Genomic DNA, 20,594 nt, shown 5'->3' on the forward strand with positions numbered 1-20,594 from the left:
AAGTGGACAATGCTGAGAAATTTTTAAAACATTTAAAAGAAGCCCATAATGGTGACTTGAGGACATTTTTTAAGGCCTATGGGGTTTTGAGCAGCTTTAAGAAAAGTAAATCCGTTCGGATAGCTGTTGTAATCACAGTTTTTATTCAGGTTTTATTATTGTGTTCGGAAGGCGATTTATATGAGTTTTTAAGTCTTTTGATCGCTAAAAATCTGTCGATTATACCAAACGTACTCGGATTTGCAATAGGAGCTTATGCTTTATTGATTTCGGGATTTTCTGAGAAATTATTAGCTCGTATAGTTCTTACTGAAGAGTATGAGGAAACCGCTCAACCACAATTCAATAGTTTCCAGAAGACAAGTGCAATATTTGGAATGGCATTATTTGTTATGTCAATAGGTTTATTGTTGAACTATACTCTAAGTATTATCAACGACACAAATTTTTTTAATGCGTTTAGCATGAGTATAATATCTGCTAAAACTGTTAACTCGATTATAATCTTTTTGTTAAATTTAGTTTCCATTTACTCGATATTATTGATATTCAATTCAGTCATTAATCTTTTTGCATTTTCACAATTTATAAGTGCAATAATGACATTAGATAAAAATGAGTCTGATCAATAATTCATAGAACAGTCCCACTCATTTTGAAACTTGGAGGTTTCGTGAGTTGGGATTTTTTAGATAGATATAGGGTAAGCTGTAAAGTAAATGTAGGGTATGATTTTATACAGTGATGAGCTTACTTTAATAGTTTTTCGCTGTGTTAGTTGCAGGGTAATAAAGTCCTACGATGGCCTCGAAACGCTTATTCTCGCTTATCAATGAACATATAATCGTTAACGTATTTACGGGTTGTTAGTTTTTCTAATATCCTTCTAGCTTTAGAGATTAATGAGTTGTTATTTTTCACATATTCATTTATTAATCTCCCTTTTTCAATGACCAAATAAACGCTTCGCTGGTAAACTGATCCGTACCCCGAATGAACGTACTTTATTAAGTCCCCTTGGTTGATTTTAATAGTACCCGAATACCAATCTGCAAATACTTTCTCTTGTTGTGGGAACAGATAGTCTAAACCAACATAATTATCATGATCTAGGTGAGCCTTAAGGTCAATCAGATATAGTTTATTCTCTGAAAGTAACCACCCCGCCCTGTACCCTCTATTTAACGCAGTGGAGAGCATAACAAACTTTATTGGGCGGTCATTAAGATATTTCGATAAAGGCTCGTTGCACATGCTGTGAGCGTTACCTTGATAATGTAGTATGTCTGATAATTGCGCTGTCATATATGGTATAGCTTAAAGGCAAAATCCCACTCAGGAAACTGTAAAAATTTCAAATGAGTGGGATAATTATAGGTAAAATGTAGGGGTTGAAAAATAGGGCTGCCTAATATTTTACTGATAATATATAATCATGCTTTAATTTTTCAAGTACTAAGCCCAGAGTCATGTGGCTATTATCAGCGCTTATATATACCAAATAATTATTATTACCATTTAACGTATATACTGTCATACCATCAACCTCACCCTGACTCTCCAAAATAAATAATTCTTTGATAGATAGTTTCGGAATCTCTATTTTTAGATATTGGTCATTAATTATTTCCAGTGTGGAACCCTGTGAAAAGGAGCTAGATATAAATTCGCCATTCGATCTCTGTATTGTTTTAAAGCTTTCTATCGTGTAAACGTTATTTCCTGTAGCTTGTAAATTTTTCTGTTTTTGGATCTCCAATGCCATTCTATCATTTTCTAATTTCTTTTCATACAGTTCGTATGTTTTGCGCTTGTACATCTCAGCTTTTAATTTTTCCTCCAATGATGGTTCAGCTGTATTATTGAAAGTTATTGGCTTTGAATTATCAACCGGCAAAGATTTATATGCCATAGATTTAAAGACAGATTGAGCGTTTACACTATAAGCAACAAATAGGCTTAGAATAATAAGTAAGTTTTTCATAAGTTATTTTTTATTAGCTAATTTGCAGAACACTGATAAGAGTAAGTCGCCATTGCCCCACCGTTCTTTATACTTGTTACTTTCCCACTATTATCTTTTATATACGAGTAATTAAAGGTTGTAATAGGAGAATTTACTCCATACGATTGTTTTACACCAATGATTTCGTTCTTACCTTTTGAGCCAAAAAAGCCCTGTTCATATAAAACAGCATCTTCAATATAACCAACTGGCCCAAAACGTTCAAATGTATAACATACAGTTTCAGAGAAAGGTATACGAGACTTCTTCACATTGAATTCAGGAATAAATTTTTGAAACGAGGAGTAAAAATTGACTTCCATTTTGGAGATATTACCGTTCTCATATTGAATAGATATATTTCGGTCTTCGCTCTTTATACTGGAAAGAAAGCCATTAGAATCATATATAAATGTATCGTCATATCGACCACCACTTTTCTTTGTAATTCTGCCATTATTTAACGTGTATATAAATAAGTCAGACGGTTTACCGTTAAATACATCCTCGACATTTATACTATTGTTAGAATAGGAATAGATGTAACGGTGAGTAGCTGGATCAGTCCCCCCATAGGTCTTGGTTACAGCAGTTATTTTACCATTCTTATCGTACTCGATTGTTGTTTTAGATGGATCTCCCGAATTGTTTATTTCGGTTAGGAGACATTTGGACTCCTTCTGTTCAGGAGTATCATTTTTTGAGCAAGATACCAGCGACAATATGAATATTGCGCCAAGTAATGATCTTTTCATAAAATCTAATATAATTTGGAACCGATCTGTCCCTATTCGGTTGGTTAATAAAACAAAAGCGTGGGACGTAACCTAGAGCTGTTGCCGGAAGAGGCGCCTAGGAAGGCCTTACACAAACAACAGATAGGTACGCCCCACGCTAATATATAGCGTAGAACGTCACCTTTTCTGTCCTTGCTGTGTAATTCAGAGAGTTTCCTAGGCTATCTTCTTACAAGAACTTTAAGCTAACGCTTTATTTCTTCAATATGTCTTTGTGCAAAAATAGACAATAAAATATATATCTGTCCAGTAAAATTAAAAGAATCTTTAACACCGAGCGGAAACCGCCAGTAGTTTCAAGCGATGGTGTTATAGATTCTCTGATATGTTCGTTACTATCGCCTTAATACTGCGTTTATCGTCAGCACAATGAATCCAATTGTAAATACGACCAACATAACAATAAAGATAAATGACAATACCGCACTGATTACTTTTATAACGATCTGCATAGTAACAACAAATGCTATAATAGCCAATACCCATCCGATTACGGACATTAACATCGACCCAAATGATCTTGTAGTTTTCATAATGATATATTTTAAATGGTTACAAGTCTCCGTTGTCTTTCATACTTAGGTATGAATGTGGAGTAAGGATAATATGGTCACACACCTCGATATCCAAGACTTTGCCTGCTTCCAAAGCCTTATTCGTAACCAGGCGGTCAGCCGAGCTTGGAATAAGTTTGCCTGATGGATGGTTGTGTGCTAAGATGATTTTGGAAGCAGATGCCGTGAGTGCAATGGAAAAGATTACTCGCATATCCACCATAACAGCATCTTTCCCTCCCATTGCAATATTTACTATACCCAAAACATGATTAGCATTGTTCAGGAGTATGATTTTAAACTCTTCCAAAAATTGCATTATTCCTGTATCCCATTGCGATAACAACAATTTATAGGCATCTGATGATTTTGTAATAATTGGGCGTTCTGAGAGCTTAAAATCGGGTAAATATTGGATTTTAATCTCCGATACTTTTAAGTTTTTCTTTAGATTTTCCATGAGTTTAGAGGTTTGTTAATAAAATGAATCTCCTCAGGATAGCTGGAGGGGGATTGTTGATGGATAGGCTGTGCGTACCCTAAAATATAGGCTTAGGGGTTATTAGAAAATTGCTGTTTTAAAAATTATATAATTTATAAAATCAAAAATTTTTGGATGGAAAGTCATTATAATGTCATCGGAGGGTTTGAATTGCACTTGTAGGAGGTAGTCACCTTAATAATGGCTTTAAAATTTCACAAATTCAATTAAGTCTCATAAAATTAAGTAGTTGTCATTTAGGCCGATTTAACAAAATAGTCTTAAAGGGCTTCTGTATGAAGCACGTTGATCATTTACTAAACTTAGATGCGCGTGGTGCGGGAAAATTTTGCGGCTTTGGGCAGTTTTTCTGAATGTCGGTACTTTTTGAGTACATCAACGTGCGCTGATATTTTTTGAAAATTTGTATCAGTAGGTTTCAAAACTTTTACCATTTAAAAGAACGTCTCAATAGTTCTTAAGGGTAATTTGCTTCACTTATTATTTTAGATGGGTATAATTTGTCAATAATTTCATCCTCGATTTTTCAGGTATATAACCCCCAATTTTTCGAGGATGAAAATTGAGCCTATAGATTAATCGTTAAATTTTTTACCAATCAAAAGCCTGCATTTGGGATATGGTTTCGATTTTATAGAGCCTAATTCAAAAAAACGTTCTAATTCACCAACCTCTCGCTTAAATGTTAATCCATATTTTTCATTAAGTCTATAAAATACATCTAACAACTCTTTTTGTGGATAATATTTCCCCACTTCAAAATTCATATTTAATTCCTTTCGGAAGCCTATGTTTTCAAGTCCCAATTCTTTGTTAAATTTTTGCAGCTCTTTGGAGATTAAAGCTTTGCTATAACCATATTGGACTAATCGTTCATACCCCAATATTTCGTATGCATCCACGATGAACGGATGTCTCTTTTTTACTTCTTGATAAATATCCGGTCTATTATCAAAAGCTAACCACGAATTAGGATATTCGTTTGAAATTTCCTCTAAAATATCTGCAACTTTTGTAACTACTTCGTGAAATGAATATTTAAAGTCTAAATTATTAGTATAGATACTTTTGAACTCAAACTGCATATTTCTAAACGTAGCATTAAAGTATCTTTTAATCTTATCGTTCTCAAATATCATTTTCAAATTGTCGATGGATAGATAATAACCTTTTTTGATTTCGCTCAAAAGAAAATTGTCATGTAGAAAATGATTGAATCTCTTTCCGTTACCACCATCTATATAGAAGCGTGAATAATAAATTTTTGACAATAACTCTGAAATAACATCTTTAGCTAATTCAGTAGTCGTAGTATCTCGAAGCGTTTCAATTGTTCTATATACTTGTTTATTTGTCTCCAAAAAAATATTTGCTTCACTAGGTGTCAAATAAGGCATGTCATTTTTAAAATTTGTTATTTGCGTTAATGATTCAAAACCGTTTCTAAATCTTCCTGCTATTTGTACCATATCCGAGTATGGATCTAGGAGTGAATGAAGTGCAATATTTAAATCTGTTAAAAAGACCACATGGGGTTTGTAATCTAAATATATATCAACTGCGGAATAGAATCGTGAAGTAAAGAAATTAAATCTTTTCATTTTAGATGTTGCTATATCTGTACTAACAGTCAGGCGATTTTTCCTTATTTTATCCTCTCCATTTTCAGAGCAAAATACAGTTGATTCTGAACCTATTCCTAATTCTGAAATCAATGATACTATACCATCTATTGAATTGAAGAAAATGCATATGGGTGTCTCGTCTTTTTCTAAGGAAAGATCATCAATAAATGATTTAAATGCTGATTTGGGATTTATCGTTGTAATGATATCTAACGAATTGCTAAAATCATAGTCCGGTATTATTTCCATGATTTCGAATGTGTTATCAAAGCGATCATCGGATATTTCTCTTGCAGTCGCGGATATAAATGCTTTGTTTTTAAATGAGAAAAAATCTTCTAAAGGCAAAGCAATACTTTCCCTGAAATCAATATCAGTGGTTATCCTATCACATTCATCAAATAATAAAAAGAAGTCCTCATAAAGCTCATAGCCTATTTCCTCTATGGCTTGTTTAACTTTGTTAAAAGATTCTGGAGTAGTAAGAATCTTTTTGAATTCAATTGTATCGTTTAATAAATATGCTTTAATATCAGGGGAATAAATTCCTTCCAAAACGCCAAGTACATCCTTATATTTTGTTCTTTTCCCTTTAATAACGGGAACATTAGGCTCGACAATAATTGAATGCCTAGGATAAGTTAATTCTAAAGTGGTTGCACCAATATTAGTTACTGTTTTATGGATAATAACATTTGAGGGTATCACTTCGAGAACATCCCCTAAATATTGGCCTAATCCTATTTTTAAAAATGATTTTTTCATGTTTGTAATTTTGAAGTAGTAAAGATTAATTAAGAGAGCAGTTTTTCTGCTCTCTTATGGGTTAATTAATGAGAAGCTTTTAATTCATGTGCTTTTTTGATTAAATCATCAAAATTTAGATCGAAACTAAAAGCATTAGTTTTGACTGCTTTTAAGAGAGTGTCCATCCCATCAATTAATACTAATCTGAAGGTCTCACGAAAGTTATAAGGGCCATAGGTTATTTCAAATGCTTTAAATCCGGTATCTCTTACTTGGTATTGATATGAGCTTCTTTTTTCAAGTTTCTCGTTGGCAGAAACTACGTTGAATAATACTTTAAAATCTTCTTCGTAAGATTGCGGTAATTCAAGTATATTTTGGATAAATGTTTCAGGTCGGAAATATCCTTTGGGATTATCCTTGGTAACAAAGATATTTTCGCTGTTTATCACTTTTTTGAGACCTATCATGTGGCCTTCATTCTCTTCTTGGCGTTTAAGACGAGCCAATTGCATTAGTTCTGCTCCAGTCATGTTATTAGAGTTTTTATTTGTATTTTTCATATTTCTGAATAAATGACAACGACCTCTGTTTTCTGCAGCAAACAAAAAGCCCCTGTCTGTTTTATCAAACAAGGGCATTAACGCTCGTGGTTAAACAACTTCCCTTGTTTGTGTTACAAAGGAAGCTATATTATGCACCAGCACTTTTTGCTATTTTTTTATTGAATCACTGGGAGCTGATTAAGAGTGAGTATAATTTTTAAGCAGTCCCTCTTTAGAAATAAGATTCATCCTATTGGGCAAAATTGGGGCATCAATCCATTCGGGAAGCGATTCCATATATTTAATTCGGCTATCCCTGTCCTTATGGCTGTTAACGAGATCGAGGGAAATAAATCCAAACCAGCTCAATAACATATAGGCGAGCAATTGGCTTTCCCGCTCGTCCAGTTCTTTTTCATTGAATGTTAATTTTTCATCCTTGACGTATTGTCTCACGAGCTTGCTGATCAAACCCTTAAAAACAGCTTTCTTACTCGGCTGTTTCCCCTTTGTTTCTTTTTCCACTACCGGACGGATTTTTTCGAACTCTTGATTTACAAATCTATAACTGATGGATTCGGCAGTAAACGCTGTAAACTTCAACGAGTCTATGTAGGCATTGGGTATATGTAAGATATCATCCAACAGCTCATCTATAAGTATATCCGATATCTTTCTCATTATAGAAGGATCTTGTATCTCCACTTGATTTTCCTTTACTAAATAGCTTTTCATTTTTCCTTGCCCAATATCACGCTGTTCGGTTTTGTCGATCGTGATTTTGTTGTTGTCAAATCCTTCCTCTCTAAATAGTAAGAGGTTCTTCAGATCCTTTAATAGGTCGTAAGCCCTTTTAAGAAAAATTTCATCGTGATCATTTGCTCCTTTGTCCGACATATTTTCTCCTACGTGGCGTGCAAAGTAGTATTGGTAGTCATGGATACAATACTGATAGACGATACCGGCCAAAGTTTGAACTGCAATTCGCTCGGTGCTGTTTAGGTTGTCAAGATTAATAATTTCTAATACCTGTGTAGGATTATTATCGCTGTCAAATTTGACAAATTGGTTCGTGACGATGTCCCTAAGGATACTTATCTGTGCATCGTTATCCTCGCTTATCCGTTCGACTTCTTCCATAAAGGTTGGGTAACTGTCTGGAGGTTTCTGTGAATTAAGGGCTTCTGATATCTTGTGGTATTTGTAAAGGATATTTTCAATGTACCCTAGGTTCATTTTGAATTGAGCAGGTGCATATCCGTTCTGTTGTGTATTATCTTTCATAAATTATGCGAAAGGGTGAGATACAATCTTGCCTAAATTATTACAAAATTGGCTCACCCTATATTTTAAATGGTTGGTATTGGCTTTTTGGTTATGTCAACAAACTCTAACAGATCTTTTAGATATTTTTCTGTCTGTTCAATTGAGGCATGTCTATTTGCTTTCATTATTTCCGCAACTGTCCATCCTGATAAAGATTTCTTCACATTACTAAAGTGCTTGAAACTATATAAGGTGTAACCTTTTTTGTGTAAATCGAGTTTCTTTAAAATCGACATTAACCTTTTATATGGCCTATTTGGATGGTAAGGAATAGTGCCATACAGTTGATCATCATTACAGAAAAGATGGTATTCACCATCTATGTCACGAAATTGTTCTAATAATTTCTTAAATTCATCTGCTATATGTACGAAGCCATCTTTTTTATTCTTACTTATATATGATGGTACGAGAATTTGATTTTTGTCTAAATCATAATGTTTACGCTTCAATTGCATCAGTTCCCCTGGACGGATACATGTGTAATAAATTGATCTAGTAAATAATGCAAGCATCTTATCCTTATTTACGGCTTCCATTATTAGTTTGAAGTCCTCATCTGTGAATACTCTATGACTTTCTGTCTTAGGGACAAATTTAGTTTTGATTGACGCAAAATGATTTTCGCTTACATACTTTTCTAATTTTAAAAATTCATACAGCCCATAATAGATACCTTTGGCATTGTTGAATGTTTTTGGAGCCCACTTGTTTGAATTAGAAACTTCGTTCATAAACTTAATTATGTCATTGTCCTGTATATCACATACTTTCTTTTCATTGAAGTAATTTGATATAAAAGCGAGCTTAGAGGAATAAGATTGAATCGTTTTTTTTCGACTTCCTTTAATTTTATGATATTCAACGAAAGCATCTACCGCTTCAATCATAGATATGTTTACCACACTCCTACGAAGCTTTTCATTTCCAACCTCATCAAAAGGATTCCATCCTCCCTCCAACAGCTCCCGATACGTTTCGCAAAGCAACTGAGCGGCCTCCTCTTTGTCATTGGGATCTTTAATTCTGTTGATATCACCAGTAATGCGTTTTCTTTCCATTGAATTTGACGATGGATTGAACGCTTGAAAGCTAATGTACCATGTTTGTTTAGCTTGTTCCTTTTTTTTAGTACTTCCTTTGGGTACTTCGGTGATTTGCTTACCTCTTTTAATCTCGGGATTAGTATATTTGAATTCCATTTTCTCAAATATACCATCATTTTTTGAAAGTGGCAGAGTTTTGTCAGAGTTTGTCTTGTTACTGTTTTCAAGTGTCTGATTTACAGTTTCATTTTTGATATGGGTTGCGAATCCCTCCCTTTCCGCTGAACGAAGAGCAACTGTAAAAAGTTGCTCTTTTGCGTTTAAAGGCACTTTTCTCTTATTCATATGATATAAATTGGATCAAGCAGAATTCTTGGGGGGAATTGAAAAAATACTTAGTTTAGTGTTTTTAAAAACTAGAGAACACTTGGAAGCTGCCGAATGTAAATTATTATCCTTGTTAATGCCCGAAGGGCTATTAGAATATTTTCAGATTTTAGAAGTAGATCAGGTAGAAAATCAACTTCATATCTATTTAGATGAGCTTAATATTGCTCCAGCGGGTTATGAAAATAGTAACCTAGAATCAAAAGGTTTTATGCCTTAATATTGGAACCACCAATTTAACGGCACATAACAAGGGTTTGGCGTAATGGCGGGTTGAAGTGCAAAAAACGCTTTTTTTACGAAACGTAATCGAAACCCAGCGAATTGTAAATCGTTTGCCATTGAAACATAAAATACCTTAATTTTAAAACGGTAGCAAACGGCAGTAAATAATTAAAAACGACAAAGTTGCGCCAATCTGCAAGTTGTGCGTCACTTTACCGACACCGCTTAGACCAAATAACTAATTAGAAATTATGAATATAACAGAACTTATAAACTTAATCAAGCAGGACGAGAACTGCGAGGTCAGACCAGCGAACAAGGAAATTGCTTTACCGACAAATATTCCTGACGACTTAAAAGAATTTTACGAATTGACAGACGGAATTAAATTGTTTGAAAGCAAACCATACGGAATAACGATTGTAGGAAGAGAGGAGTTTATTCCGACAAATAAATACTTATACCCAAAAGATGATGTTATTTGGGAAGAGCTTGAAGGCGAAGTTTGTAATGAATGGTATTTGATAGCAAAAGTTGATGAAATGAGCCAATATATCAGCATCGACTTGACAAACGAACGAAATGGACAATGTTATGACAGCTTCTACGAAACTCATTCATTACAAGGCGACTCTGCAATTGTTGCGAAAAATTTCACTGAACTATTGAAAAATTTATACGCAAATAAAGGAAAGCATTGGTATTGGCTACAAGAAGACTTCGAAAAATTAGGAGATGCTTATGACGAACCAATTATATAAAACCAAATTTCGGTGGACAAAAAAGCGAACGGCTAACAAGGGTTTTGCAATAGTAGGGCGAAACCAAAGTTCAACGGCAGTTTTTCAATTAAACTTTATTAATAAATTCAGTTTTTGTGCTTCGACTACTCCACCATCGCAAAGCCCCGAAACGTTAGCGGTAATGCTTGACCGACCGCAACCTGACTAACAATAACACAAAATGAAAACAGAAATTTTAGAAAAAATAAGACAACTTGGAGGAAATATTGACAACGTTAAAGGAAACTCATTAGCGGAAGATATTCTTTCCATAACTTTTGACACTGTACTTTATCAAAAACCAGAAGACACGCCTTGGCAAACAGCCGAACAAGCAGAACCAATTTATGGAATTGGGGCGTTTATCAATGAGAACGAAGAACTATTTAACAGAGACAAACAAGCACTTTATGACAAAATTATAGAAAAATATTTTTGTTTGACAAAAGAAGGCTACGGACAAATATTTTGGCAACCGAGACTTTTTACACCTTTTAAAGAAGGAACAGACGACTTTGAAGAATGGAATATTGATTTCACCGACGAAGAAGAAACTGATTTAAGTGAAATAATAAAAGTAACTAACGACAAAACGCCAGACTTTATTGAACTATTTTATAGTTATGGTTTTCCAGACAATTATTACATCTGTTTAACAGACCCAAACCCAGAAAACCCAACTCTCTTTGGAACTGACCACGAAGTATTTTTTAGAGAAGTAACTAACGAAGGAAATCTGGAAGATTTTATAAATACATTTATGACAAAAGACGAACTTTTAGAAATTGTGAAAAAACGAATTGAAAAATAGCACTACCGCCAACAAGGGTGTTGCATCAGGCGGGCTGAAGTGCAAAAAACGCTTTTTTTACGAAACGTAATCGAAACCCAGCGTTTGCCATTGAAACATAAAATACCTTAATTTTAAAACGGTAGCAAACGACAGTGAATAAATAAAAACGACAAAGTTGCGCCAATCTGCAAGTTACCCGTAACTTTATTGACCAACAACATTGAGTAACCAATATGACAACAAAAAAATACGCAGACGAATTTTATAAGAAAACTAAAAGTATTCGCAACATAATGGTTGAGAAAATGTTTAGTGACTATGTTTTATATAGAAATGGGAAAAGAATTGGAGTTCTTTTTGATAATAAACTATTATTAATTTCTACAGAAAATTTAAAAAAAATATTTCCAAATGCAATTGAAGAGAAAACTTTCGATTGGGGCTATTACAAACTAATACAAATTGAATATAATGACAATTTTGAATTGTTAGAGAAAGCCATTATTACTACTTATGATGACTTATACTTTCAAAAAGACTTTGTAACTGACATTTCTTATCTTTTTAAAGTTAATAGAAGTTATCAAGACAGCATTACAAAAATATATAATTTACACATCACGTTTTTACGGTTTTGTTATGACAAAGGACTTCTGAAAATAAACCCACTTGATAAACAAGACAGAATATTGCATATGAACTTTTTAAATAACGACCTGACAGAAAGTGGAACAAAAATATTCTACGAATTATACAATAAATGGCTTGTTTACACAGACAAAAATGATGATAAAACAGACGAACGGATTATTAATACAAAAATGCTTGAAAAATATTATTTGGGTTTAAATGACAAAATGAAAATCTAACTAATAACAAAAAGCTGCAGGTAACAAGGGTTTTGCAATAGTGGGGCGAAACTGCAAAGCGCCGAAACGCTACCTGTAATTGTACAAAACCAAAGTGAAAATTATGATACTTAATAACCAAGCAAAAATTGGACTTTTTGAAAAAAACTTACAGAATGAAAAAGGACTTTTTCTTTTTGATTTCAAGACCAATGAAAAAAAAATTTTAGAAGAGTATTTAGATTGGAAGCCTAAAAGTATTTCGCCAGACGGTAGAAAAATAGCAATCACAATTAGTTCACAACAAACAAAATTGGAAAAAACTGACTTGCTGGTAATAGAGCACGATACTAATACTGTTCTTCTGAATACTTATAAATATTATGTTTACGATGTAGCGTTTGATCTGAGGGGAAGTAAATTGTTAGTGGTCGCAAATAACAAAAAACCTTTTTGCATTGACTTAATTAAAAACGAAATAATTGCGGAACTTCCTAAGCTAATCAGACTTTACAAAGGAGATTTAGATTTACAAAACGACACTTTTCTAGCTCCTTGCGAGCAAAAAAAAGATACTTGCTATTTGTTCAATTTTAAAACAGGAGAAACGGATGTTCAAAAATTTGGAACAAAGGAAAAAATTAGTCGAGTTAAGTATTCTGTTGATCTTACTTCTATATATGTTATTACGGAAACGAACATTTTGTATTGTTTCGACCGAAATTTTAAAATAGAATGGAGTAGAGATTTTAATAGCATAGGACGAATTAATTCTTCTGAAATTTTTTCAACAGAATATGGAAATTATATAGCAGTCTATTCTACTTCTACCAAAACAAATAATTGGGGTGCCGAATTTGTAATAAATAGTGAAAATGGAGAACTAATTAATCAAATTGAAGGAAATCAATTTAGAGGAAGATTTGCTACCAATTATTTTGACAATAAAGTTTTGTTACATACATTTAAGACCATAGATTTATTAACTGGAGAAGTTTCTGAGAACCAAGTGATTTAAAAAAGCAATACAGGTAACTTTTTTCCGTTTCCTAAAATTGCTAACATCTGATAAAAATTCAATCCAATAAAAAAACCGTCCCAAATTTTAGTATTGAGACAGCTTCTTTTTTTAACATATAGAAATCTTGGAATTGCAACAAAAAAACTGGAGATTATTATTGCATTTTTTTAATCTTTAGCTTTTTTTTTCACTTTTTTGTCGAAAAGCAAAATATATAATAATTACACTAATAAACATTAAAATGGATGCTAGAAAAAATGGTGCTCCTGAAAATTGAAATGGTGCTTTATCATGAGTGAAATAATAAAATAAGTTTGTCATAATTGGAGGCCCCAAAATAGAAGTAGCGCTCACCAAACTTGACAATGCTCCCTGCAGTTCACCCTGTTCATTGGCAGGAACATTTTTACTGATTATTGATTGAAGTGCGGGCCCGCAGATTCCACCTAAGGAATAGGGAACGAGAAAAACAAACATCATCCATCCTTGATTAGTAAACGCAAAGAGCATTAAACCTAATGCATAAAATAGCAACCCAAAATATACACTTTTATGTTCTCCTAATTTTGGAGTTGTCCATCTAATTAGAATTCCCTGTACTAAGCCAAGCAATAAACCAAGAAAACCAAGCGATAGACCTACAGTTCTTTCCGTCCAATTAAATTTATACATAGTAAAAAAATGCCAATTGCTTTGTACAGCGTGGAGGGCAACATAGACCAAAATTAAAGCAATGACGAGATTCGATATTTTTGACTGTTTTATTAAAAAATTAATTGCTCCAATAGGGTTTGCACGTTTCCAGTTAAATGACCGACGTTTATCTTTTTCTAAACTTTCTGGTAGTATAAGCAGGCCGTAAAGAAAATTCACCATGCATAATATAGCAGCGAAATAAAAGGGAACTCTTGCTCCATAATGTCCAAGTAAACCGCCTACTACCGGACCTATAATAAACCCTAATCCAAAAGCTGCGCCGATTAAGCCAAAATTTCTAGTTCTATCTTCATCGGTAGATATGTCAGCTATATATGCACTAGCTGTTGAAATACTAGCCCCAGTAAGGCCGGCAATAATTCTTCCAAAAAACAACCACCCAATAGAAGGCGCTAGTGCTAATAGTACATAATCAATAGCAAATCCAAAAAGAGAAATTAAAATAACTGGGCGTCTTCCATACTTATCACTAAGATTACCAACTATAGGTGCAAATATAAATTGCGTAATAGCATAAGTGAAGCCAAGCCAACCTCCATATTTTGCCGCTTCGCTAAGGTCACTATTAATAAGTTCTCCAATGAGTTTAGGGACCACGGGAAGTATAATTCCCCAACCTGTAATATCTATCAACAACGTGATAAATATAAATCCAATAGCTGCTTTTTTACCTGTTTTTTTCATGTTGTAAAATTAAACAGAGATAAAATGCAAGTATTGACAATTTAATGGTGTTTACGTACAATCTGAAAGCTAATAATGTTCAGCTATCCGTAAATAGTTTAGAAATAAAGAATACAAATTATTATTCGTTTCTATAGGTTTTTGGTGACACTCCCACTATTCTTTTAAAATATCTGCAAAAGACACTTGTTTCTTCGAAATGAAGCTCATTGCTAATTTCTTTAATTGATAAATTAGAAGATTTCAATAGAGTTTTAGCATTTAGAATTGTGATATGATCAATCCACTGTAATGCAGATTTTCCAGTTTTCTGTTTCAGGAAAGTGGAAAGATATTGTGGTGTTAAATGTAGCTTTTTAGCATAAAACACAACGTTTCTTTGTTGGTTAGCATGCTTTGAAATTAGTAGATAAAAATCATCTATAATCTCATGTGTCCGGTTTTTCACCAAGCTTTTGCTATTCGGTAAAGAAGAATATACTTCAGAAATCATACTAATTAGAACCATAACAAGATGTCGAAGCATTTCCGTTTTATTATGGCTAGGTTTTTTATTGTAGAAGTTCTGTATAAGCGTCAATAATTCATTTTGCAACTTTATTTCTTCAGGCTGAAGTCTGATAATTGGCTGCCATCTGATTTGGTTGTTCATTATAAACTCACGTAAAATTGGAAATGCTGTAATAAAATCTAAGGAAAGACCAATCGTTACAATTTTGGCATCTTCACTCAATGATTTTGTGTCGATCATCAATTGCGGCTGTAAAATAGCAATATCACCTGCGTTTATTTCATGTTCTAAAAAATGAATCTGTGCTTTCATGGATCCTTGTATCAAGAATCCAAGCAATAAACCATCAAATAGACGGCTATTAGTTGTATATTTCTTTTTTGGATCATTTTGTTGATTGAGAATAACTATTCCTTCCGTCTTTTTTGAAGAATCAAGATTGTACAATTTATAGACATTCTCTAAAGTTATAAATAGAGCCATATGCAAATATCTAAAAAATGAAATCATATAATAAGTTAATAAGATGCTAAATCAGCAGTATAAGGAAAATTACCTCATTATCAGCAACATAAATCCAAAACACTTTCCATATCAGTAAAAAAAAGAGTTCGAATAACATCCTGTCAAATTCACTAGACGGAATCCGGCGATTTGATTCAACGTTAGAAAAAGACTAAAAGCTGATAGTTGGCAAAAATTTTAGACTTACCCATGGTTTGCCCAGCACATCGAAACATTAAAAAACAGTAGCTTTTCAACTGAAGATGAACTAATAAATATATATCCAGTAAAGAAATTCTTATTTTTATTGCATACAAGAAATTGATCTACAATGATTTCTATGGATAAAATGAAAAATAACGCTCTTAACAAGCTTACCGATGCGGGTGGTATAGTATTTCTTGTACTATTCCCCCACCTGGTCCCCCTGCCGCTTTATTCTTATTCTATTGTTTGTCTGCTGATGATCTGGTTTCTTCTTCGGAAAAAAGGCAGGACTTTTCGGGATTTAGGTCTTGCCAAAAGATCTTTTACAAGAAAAGCAATTCTGATCGGTATAATTTCAGCTGTGGTATGGGTGGGTTTTATGCAGTTTGTTTACATTCCATTGATAAAAAATCTCTTCGTTGTTCCAGACTATACAGAATATAACTTTATAAGGGGCAGTATGCAAAGATTAATAATGTACATTAGCATGGCATGGCTTGTAGGCGGGTTTTACGAAGAGATTGTATTTCGTGGCTTTATCCAATCCATATTCGAAAAAACGTTTTTCAAAAATTCAAGTATAGCCCTCAGTATTACTGCAACCAGCCTATTATTTGGCCTTTACCATTGGCAACAGGATATTTATGGGATAATAGCAGCGACATTAGGAGGATTTTTCTGGGGATTTCTATTTAAGAATTTTGATAATAACCTTTGGATAGTTATTTTATCGCATGCAGTATTCGATTCCATTACCTTAGTGCTTATATATACCGGAACTTTGGGGAACCTTCTGTAGGTGGAAAACAAGTCAAAAGAAAGCCGCGAGCTTTGATGTTGATAAGCATTCGAGGTTTCCATATATTGTATAAAATCCATTCTTTTTAAATTTGCGAGGTCGTTAAATCAAATTTTTCTTTGAACGAAGCATAAAAATGAGACAGGTTTTCAAAGCCTAAATCCAGATAAAAATCGGCCGGTTTTTGCTTTTTATGTTTGATTAAATAATGAGCTTCATCCAGACGTTTTGCCAGCAACCATTGTTTTGGTGTTGTGTTAAATGTTTTAGAGAAGTCTCGCTTAAAGCCCGAAAGACTTCTACCGGTGAGCTTAGCAAAGGATTCCACCGAAACATTGAACATATAATTTTGGTTCATGAATTCTTCCAAATCCATTTTGTATGGCTCAGAAAAATCGAATAATATTTGTTTAAAATCAGGGTTGCTCTGTAGTAACAATTCTATCGCTTCCCTGATTTTTAAATCTGCTAATCTTGGTGTTGCTTCTTTTGTCTTATTGATATAAGGTGCTAATGAAATGAAATAATTTTGTAGAAAATCATCCGGTTCAAAAAACAATTTCTGTTTACCTGAATATTTTTTATCTACCACAACCTTATTTTCCAGAGCATATTGTTGCAGCGTTTCCTTGTCCAAGGTAATCGATAAAAACTGATATTTCCCCGATTTTGCAGGATACTTAATTGTTCTTATCAATTGGTTTTTCCGAACCAATACGATTGTATTTTCTGGAATTATCGTATTTCCATCAGCGTGGAAAGCATGCGTTTCTCCCGATAGTTGAAACCCTAAAAAATGCTCGGGAATAAATTCTTCATTTCCTCTGTGTTTTTCAAAAACACAGGAATAAACCAACTTATCAAAAATGATTTCACGCTTTGCTTCCATACCACAAATATCTTAAATTTTAATTGATAACAACTGCCCCTGCATTTGCAATTTCTTTGTCTTGTTGCGGCGAACCACCCGAGGATGCGATAGCTCCGATAATATTGCCTTCCCTATTTTTGATGACAACACCACCTGCAATGGTCAATAATCCGTCATTTGAATTCAGCATTCCGTATCCGTGAATGTCTGCACCGGAAACGATTGTTCCCATTATTTCGCTGTCGACGCCAAACATTACGGCTGTTCTTGCTTTTTTCACCGCAAAATCAATTACACCGTAAACACTATCTAATCTTGCAAAAGAAATCAAATGTCCGCCTGCATCAACCACGGCAATACTTACTGGAATGTTTAATGTTTTTGCTTTTTCTATCGCAACGTTCAATGCTTTTGTTGCTTCCTTATAAGTGATGTTCATTTTATTTCTGTCTAATGATTACTGTTCTTTTTATCGTCAAATAGAGTTGACGGCAACCCGATATTCACAACCCGATTTGAGCGGAGCTCTTTTGTGTAGCAAAGCACAGATCTTTCGTCCGTGCTTTCCGGAATTTCATTTAGCTTTTTGCTGTCCAGGCGTCTGCCTGCAGTTGTTTTACAAAATCTTCGGTTTCTTTTGGATGTACATTTCTGAAGTTAGAATTCTCATCCAAAGCCACATCTACGATACATTCGGCCATTGATTGAGGATCTAACTGGTTTGCCAAAGCTTCGGCTGTCCCGTCAAAAGCTGATGGAGGTGTGAAATTGGTTGATGGATTGTACCAACGTGAAATAGTGTCCACGCCACGGTCGTTGAAACCAGTTCCAAAGATACCGGGATTACAAGTTGCAATTTTGATGTTGAATGGTGCTAATTCTGTTTTCAAACCTTCGGCGATGGAACCCATTGCGTGTTTTGAAGCACAATATGCGGCAACGTAAGGAACCGTCCATAGTTCGCCCATTGACGTTGTGAAAACAATTTTGCCGGGCCTTTTTTCGTCAATGAATTTCTTGATGAAACCTTGCGCCAATTGCAATCCACCGAAAACATTGACGTCAAACATCGAACGGATCAAATCTATGGGTTGCTCTGCAATTGGTCCGCCTTCCATAATTCCGGCGTTGCTGATTAAAATATCGATGTCGTATTTTTGGCTGACGTAAGCGATGTCTGCTGCATTGGTTACATCTAATTTATCCACGGTCAATTCTATTCCTTGCTCCTTGGCTTCTCTTATCAGGTCGCTCATTTGCGGGTAAACCTGTGCTGTTGCTATTACTTTGTGCCCTTTTTTTGCTAAATCAAATGCAGCAATTTTTCCAAATCCACTTGCAGCTCCTGTAATTAAAATTCTTTTGCTCATATTTTTATATTTAAAAGTTATAGAGCAAAGTTGAGCTAATTAGCTATAAAATTAATTGGTGAAAGGTCCAAATTTATATTGGCAGGAAGTTCAAGAAAATAAATACAGCGAACGGACGTTTGTTTCTTTTTTACGTAGTATAAATGCATAACATGAAAATGTAGTCAGGGTAGTAAATAGTCCCGCCTTATAACATTCTACTTATTATAGCCTTTTAACGCGTTTAAAAATTCTTTGAACCTTTTGAGCATCCTGCGATTGAAGTCGTTTTCCATTTGCGTCCCAAAGAACCGGTGTTGCATGCAAATAAAGTTTTTCATTTATTATTTGTAATTCAATCTCATCATTTTCATTTTGTACCGCCGGAATGAGCAGGAGTTTTCCCTTTATATTAGCCTTAAGTGTTTTTGCGGGAGCCATACCTGAACCTATATCGGTAAAAAGTGCATAATCCGTTCCCGGTTCAAAATGTATCTTGACGGTATTGGTCTGATACTTCGTTTTATACTGCCAGACACCTGCAAAGGCTAACTTTACGGATTCAGGAATGCTTTGCGCAAAGGAAAGTTGAACGGCAAGCAATAGAAGGATGATCTTTATAAGTATTTTCATGTTTGGTCATTTTTTAAATATCCATTCTGCACAGCGCTTCCTTTAACCTTTTTATAGTTTCTGGCGTTTCCAGGCACTCTATGGGACTCAGGCCATCAAGAGCAGGAACTCTGCGATATACCCAATCCAAACTTTCTTCTCCCAAAAGTGCATATAACACTTTTGCAATATCGGTATGGTTATTCAATTTTTGTTCCAAAAGTTTTTGACTTTCAGAATACGTCCAGGAGGTCTCCGTTGCCAATTTCACAAGAGTATCCCAGCCCCTGCTTGCGCTACTGTCAAAATATTGTTCAAGTCTGTTCATTTTCTTGTTCTTTATTTTACATCTGCTTACCATTCTGCTTCATGATACCAAGGGTAAACACGGCATATACGATAGATATCTATTCCATTAAATTCAATTTCTACACTCCCCCGTTCTATTTTCATGATTTTCATTAGCGTGTTTTTTGTTTTTTTACTTTGGTCAGGGCATGCTGTGGAACATCTATTCCTTATTAAATAAAAATTCATAGTCAATGATGTTTTGGATGTAAACTTTTTCTTATCCTTTCTTAAAACCGATGCTGTTTATTTTATTATCCTCCAATATTTTTTTGAGCTGCCCGGACACAACAATTTTATTATTTTCTGCCGAACGGACGATATGATATTGGTAGCCATATTCCTCCAACGGATCTGTTTTTAGAACTGTTTTGGAGAATTTATAAGAGCCATCAACAGGGTGTTTGCTGTAAACAGATTGATCAAGGTCGTAACAATCTACTTTATTGAATACGTTGAGTGCAAAATAACTGGTGTTTTTCTGCTCCTTATAGATAAATGCTGTTTCAAAAAGTTGCACATCGGTTTTACAATGCGCTTCAATAAGTTTTTTAAAACGTTCGCTGATCAAAATGCCTCCGCCCACGGTAGTCAGCACATCTAGTGTGATCAGGCTTTCATATGCGACTTCACTGTTTTCAGCATCTTCATAAATGAGACTTGTCCCTTCTGCATCTGCGATAAATTTACCGACAGCTAAATAAGAGCCGTTGATCTGGTTCGTTAAACTGTACTTAAACGGTAAATTTGGCTTGCTCTTTACCTCTAAAAAATAATTCATTGGTTATA

General features: G+C 34.2%; 24 protein-coding genes. 7 read left to right on the top strand and 17 right to left on the bottom strand.

Features of this window, described 5'->3' with window-relative positions:
- Window positions 1-2 precede the first annotated feature (2 nt).
- Window positions 3-632 (top strand): hypothetical protein, encoded by a 630-nt coding sequence (locus DCO56_RS14440; protein ID WP_108634462.1) that lies wholly within the window; start codon window positions 3-5, stop codon window positions 630-632.
- A gap of 184 nt (window positions 633-816) precedes the next feature.
- Here the strand turns inward: DCO56_RS14440 and DCO56_RS14445 are convergent, their stop codons facing one another.
- The 9 genes from DCO56_RS14445 to DCO56_RS14480 all read right to left on the bottom strand — a co-directional run bounded on the left by DCO56_RS14445 (window position 817) and on the right by DCO56_RS14480 (window position 9,492).
- Window positions 817-1,305 carry a hypothetical protein gene (locus DCO56_RS14445; RefSeq protein WP_108634463.1) on the bottom strand — a complete coding sequence of 163 codons (489 nt, stop codon included), beginning with the start codon at window positions 1,303-1,305 and terminating at the stop codon, window positions 817-819.
- 103 nt (window positions 1,306-1,408) lie between these two features.
- Window positions 1,409-1,984, bottom strand: a complete 576-nt coding sequence (locus DCO56_RS14450) for a hypothetical protein (protein ID WP_146191068.1) — start codon at window positions 1,982-1,984, stop codon at window positions 1,409-1,411.
- A gap of 17 nt (window positions 1,985-2,001) precedes the next feature.
- The gene (locus DCO56_RS14455; RefSeq protein WP_108634465.1) at window positions 2,002-2,760 is read right to left on the bottom strand and encodes a DUF4595 domain-containing protein; all 759 of its coding nucleotides are present in this window, start codon (window positions 2,758-2,760) and stop codon (window positions 2,002-2,004) included.
- Between the two features lie 377 nt (window positions 2,761-3,137).
- Window positions 3,138-3,335, bottom strand: coding sequence for a hypothetical protein (locus DCO56_RS29075; protein WP_146191069.1), 198 nt, complete (start codon window positions 3,333-3,335; stop codon window positions 3,138-3,140).
- Window positions 3,336-3,354: 19 nt separating this feature from the next.
- Window positions 3,355-3,816: a JAB domain-containing protein gene (locus tag DCO56_RS14460; RefSeq protein ID WP_108634466.1), complete on the bottom strand. Its 462-nt coding sequence runs from the start codon at window positions 3,814-3,816 to the stop codon at window positions 3,355-3,357.
- A gap of 617 nt (window positions 3,817-4,433) precedes the next feature.
- Window positions 4,434-6,248 carry a hypothetical protein gene (locus DCO56_RS14465; protein ID WP_108634467.1) on the bottom strand — a complete coding sequence of 605 codons (1,815 nt, stop codon included), beginning with the start codon at window positions 6,246-6,248 and terminating at the stop codon, window positions 4,434-4,436.
- 65 nt (window positions 6,249-6,313) lie between these two features.
- Window positions 6,314-6,763 carry a hypothetical protein gene (locus DCO56_RS14470; RefSeq protein WP_146191070.1) on the bottom strand — a complete coding sequence of 150 codons (450 nt, stop codon included), beginning with the start codon at window positions 6,761-6,763 and terminating at the stop codon, window positions 6,314-6,316.
- Window positions 6,764-6,973: 210 nt separating this feature from the next.
- On the bottom strand, window positions 6,974-8,059 hold the full coding sequence (locus tag DCO56_RS14475) for a hypothetical protein (protein ID WP_108634469.1): 1,086 nt from the start codon (window positions 8,057-8,059) through the stop codon (window positions 6,974-6,976).
- A 65-nt stretch (window positions 8,060-8,124) separates the two neighbouring features.
- Window positions 8,125-9,492, bottom strand: coding sequence for a tyrosine-type recombinase/integrase (locus DCO56_RS14480; protein ID WP_108634470.1), 1,368 nt, complete (start codon window positions 9,490-9,492; stop codon window positions 8,125-8,127).
- A 10-nt stretch (window positions 9,493-9,502) separates the two neighbouring features.
- Here DCO56_RS14480 and DCO56_RS14485 point away from each other — a divergent pair, with 10 nt between their 5' ends.
- The 5 genes from DCO56_RS14485 to DCO56_RS14505 all read left to right on the top strand — a co-directional run bounded on the left by DCO56_RS14485 (window position 9,503) and on the right by DCO56_RS14505 (window position 13,200).
- Window positions 9,503-9,754 (top strand): hypothetical protein, encoded by a 252-nt coding sequence (locus DCO56_RS14485; protein WP_181390557.1) that lies wholly within the window; start codon window positions 9,503-9,505, stop codon window positions 9,752-9,754.
- A gap of 256 nt (window positions 9,755-10,010) precedes the next feature.
- Window positions 10,011-10,520: an SMI1/KNR4 family protein gene (locus DCO56_RS14490; protein WP_108634471.1), complete on the top strand. Its 510-nt coding sequence runs from the start codon at window positions 10,011-10,013 to the stop codon at window positions 10,518-10,520.
- Window positions 10,521-10,722: 202 nt separating this feature from the next.
- A complete protein-coding gene (locus DCO56_RS14495) occupies window positions 10,723-11,352 on the top strand; it encodes a hypothetical protein (RefSeq protein ID WP_108634472.1) in 630 nt (209 codons plus the stop codon).
- A 215-nt stretch (window positions 11,353-11,567) separates the two neighbouring features.
- Window positions 11,568-12,203: a hypothetical protein gene (locus DCO56_RS14500; RefSeq protein ID WP_108634473.1), complete on the top strand. Its 636-nt coding sequence runs from the start codon at window positions 11,568-11,570 to the stop codon at window positions 12,201-12,203.
- 103 nt (window positions 12,204-12,306) lie between these two features.
- Window positions 12,307-13,200 carry a hypothetical protein gene (locus tag DCO56_RS14505; RefSeq protein ID WP_108634474.1) on the top strand — a complete coding sequence of 298 codons (894 nt, stop codon included), beginning with the start codon at window positions 12,307-12,309 and terminating at the stop codon, window positions 13,198-13,200.
- A 177-nt stretch (window positions 13,201-13,377) separates the two neighbouring features.
- Here the strand turns inward: DCO56_RS14505 and DCO56_RS14510 are convergent, their stop codons facing one another.
- Window positions 13,378-14,604: a TCR/Tet family MFS transporter gene (locus tag DCO56_RS14510; protein ID WP_108634475.1), complete on the bottom strand. Its 1,227-nt coding sequence runs from the start codon at window positions 14,602-14,604 to the stop codon at window positions 13,378-13,380.
- A gap of 121 nt (window positions 14,605-14,725) precedes the next feature.
- Window positions 14,726-15,598, bottom strand: coding sequence for a helix-turn-helix domain-containing protein (locus DCO56_RS14515; protein ID WP_108634476.1), 873 nt, complete (start codon window positions 15,596-15,598; stop codon window positions 14,726-14,728).
- Between the two features lie 361 nt (window positions 15,599-15,959).
- Between DCO56_RS14515 and DCO56_RS14520 the strand changes: the two genes are divergently transcribed.
- On the top strand, window positions 15,960-16,625 hold the full coding sequence (locus DCO56_RS14520) for a CPBP family intramembrane glutamic endopeptidase (RefSeq protein WP_181390558.1): 666 nt from the start codon (window positions 15,960-15,962) through the stop codon (window positions 16,623-16,625).
- An 85-nt stretch (window positions 16,626-16,710) separates the two neighbouring features.
- Here the strand turns inward: DCO56_RS14520 and DCO56_RS14525 are convergent, their stop codons facing one another.
- The 6 genes from DCO56_RS14525 to DCO56_RS14550 form a co-directional block, all read right to left on the bottom strand.
- The gene (locus tag DCO56_RS14525) at window positions 16,711-17,514 is read right to left on the bottom strand and encodes a helix-turn-helix domain-containing protein (protein WP_108634478.1); all 804 of its coding nucleotides are present in this window, start codon (window positions 17,512-17,514) and stop codon (window positions 16,711-16,713) included.
- Between the two features lie 19 nt (window positions 17,515-17,533).
- Entirely contained in the window at window positions 17,534-17,935 is a 402-nt protein-coding gene (locus DCO56_RS14530; RefSeq protein WP_108634479.1) for a GlcG/HbpS family heme-binding protein, read from the bottom strand.
- A gap of 139 nt (window positions 17,936-18,074) precedes the next feature.
- The gene (locus DCO56_RS14535; protein ID WP_108634480.1) at window positions 18,075-18,866 is read right to left on the bottom strand and encodes an SDR family oxidoreductase; all 792 of its coding nucleotides are present in this window, start codon (window positions 18,864-18,866) and stop codon (window positions 18,075-18,077) included.
- 204 nt (window positions 18,867-19,070) lie between these two features.
- A complete protein-coding gene (locus DCO56_RS14540) occupies window positions 19,071-19,478 on the bottom strand; it encodes a hypothetical protein (protein ID WP_108634481.1) in 408 nt (135 codons plus the stop codon).
- Between the two features lie 13 nt (window positions 19,479-19,491).
- Window positions 19,492-19,785, bottom strand: a complete 294-nt coding sequence (locus DCO56_RS14545; RefSeq protein ID WP_146191071.1) for a DUF2384 domain-containing protein — start codon at window positions 19,783-19,785, stop codon at window positions 19,492-19,494.
- Window positions 19,786-20,025: 240 nt separating this feature from the next.
- Window positions 20,026-20,586: an imm11 family protein gene (locus DCO56_RS14550; protein ID WP_108634483.1), complete on the bottom strand. Its 561-nt coding sequence runs from the start codon at window positions 20,584-20,586 to the stop codon at window positions 20,026-20,028.
- Between the last annotated feature and the right edge of the window lie 8 nt (window positions 20,587-20,594).

Source organism: Sphingobacterium athyrii (genome assembly GCF_003071065.1).
Lineage (GTDB): Bacteria > Bacteroidota > Bacteroidia > Sphingobacteriales > Sphingobacteriaceae > Sphingobacterium > Sphingobacterium athyrii.

Bases quoted from the DNA above. Each gene is read 5' to 3' on its own strand.
- DCO56_RS14445 (WP_108634463.1), bottom strand. From the start codon at position 1,305: ATGACAGCGCAATTATCAGACATACTACATTATCAAGGTAACGCTCAC.
- DCO56_RS14450 (WP_146191068.1), bottom strand. From the start codon at position 1,984: ATGAAAAACTTACTTATTATTCTAAGCCTATTTGTTGCTTATAGTGTA.
- DCO56_RS14455 (WP_108634465.1), bottom strand. From the start codon at position 2,760: ATGAAAAGATCATTACTTGGCGCAATATTCATATTGTCGCTGGTATCT.
- DCO56_RS29075 (WP_146191069.1), bottom strand. From the start codon at position 3,335: ATGAAAACTACAAGATCATTTGGGTCGATGTTAATGTCCGTAATCGGA.
- DCO56_RS14460 (WP_108634466.1), bottom strand. From the start codon at position 3,816: ATGGAAAATCTAAAGAAAAACTTAAAAGTATCGGAGATTAAAATCCAA.
- DCO56_RS14465 (WP_108634467.1), bottom strand. From the start codon at position 6,248: ATGAAAAAATCATTTTTAAAAATAGGATTAGGCCAATATTTAGGGGAT.
- DCO56_RS14470 (WP_146191070.1), bottom strand. From the start codon at position 6,763: ATGACTGGAGCAGAACTAATGCAATTGGCTCGTCTTAAACGCCAAGAA.
- DCO56_RS14475 (WP_108634469.1), bottom strand. From the start codon at position 8,059: ATGAAAGATAATACACAACAGAACGGATATGCACCTGCTCAATTCAAA.
- DCO56_RS14480 (WP_108634470.1), bottom strand. From the start codon at position 9,492: ATGAATAAGAGAAAAGTGCCTTTAAACGCAAAAGAGCAACTTTTTACA.
- DCO56_RS14490 (WP_108634471.1), top strand. From the start codon at position 10,011: ATGAATATAACAGAACTTATAAACTTAATCAAGCAGGACGAGAACTGC.
- DCO56_RS14495 (WP_108634472.1), top strand. From the start codon at position 10,723: ATGAAAACAGAAATTTTAGAAAAAATAAGACAACTTGGAGGAAATATT.
- DCO56_RS14500 (WP_108634473.1), top strand. From the start codon at position 11,568: ATGACAACAAAAAAATACGCAGACGAATTTTATAAGAAAACTAAAAGT.
- DCO56_RS14505 (WP_108634474.1), top strand. From the start codon at position 12,307: ATGATACTTAATAACCAAGCAAAAATTGGACTTTTTGAAAAAAACTTA.
- DCO56_RS14510 (WP_108634475.1), bottom strand. From the start codon at position 14,604: ATGAAAAAAACAGGTAAAAAAGCAGCTATTGGATTTATATTTATCACG.
- DCO56_RS14515 (WP_108634476.1), bottom strand. From the start codon at position 15,598: ATGGCTCTATTTATAACTTTAGAGAATGTCTATAAATTGTACAATCTT.
- DCO56_RS14520 (WP_181390558.1), top strand. From the start codon at position 15,960: ATGGATAAAATGAAAAATAACGCTCTTAACAAGCTTACCGATGCGGGT.
- DCO56_RS14525 (WP_108634478.1), bottom strand. From the start codon at position 17,514: ATGGAAGCAAAGCGTGAAATCATTTTTGATAAGTTGGTTTATTCCTGT.
- DCO56_RS14530 (WP_108634479.1), bottom strand. From the start codon at position 17,935: ATGAACATCACTTATAAGGAAGCAACAAAAGCATTGAACGTTGCGATA.
- DCO56_RS14535 (WP_108634480.1), bottom strand. From the start codon at position 18,866: ATGAGCAAAAGAATTTTAATTACAGGAGCTGCAAGTGGATTTGGAAAA.
- DCO56_RS14540 (WP_108634481.1), bottom strand. From the start codon at position 19,478: ATGAAAATACTTATAAAGATCATCCTTCTATTGCTTGCCGTTCAACTT.
- DCO56_RS14545 (WP_146191071.1), bottom strand. From the start codon at position 19,785: ATGAACAGACTTGAACAATATTTTGACAGTAGCGCAAGCAGGGGCTGG.
- DCO56_RS14550 (WP_108634483.1), bottom strand. From the start codon at position 20,586: ATGAATTATTTTTTAGAGGTAAAGAGCAAGCCAAATTTACCGTTTAAG.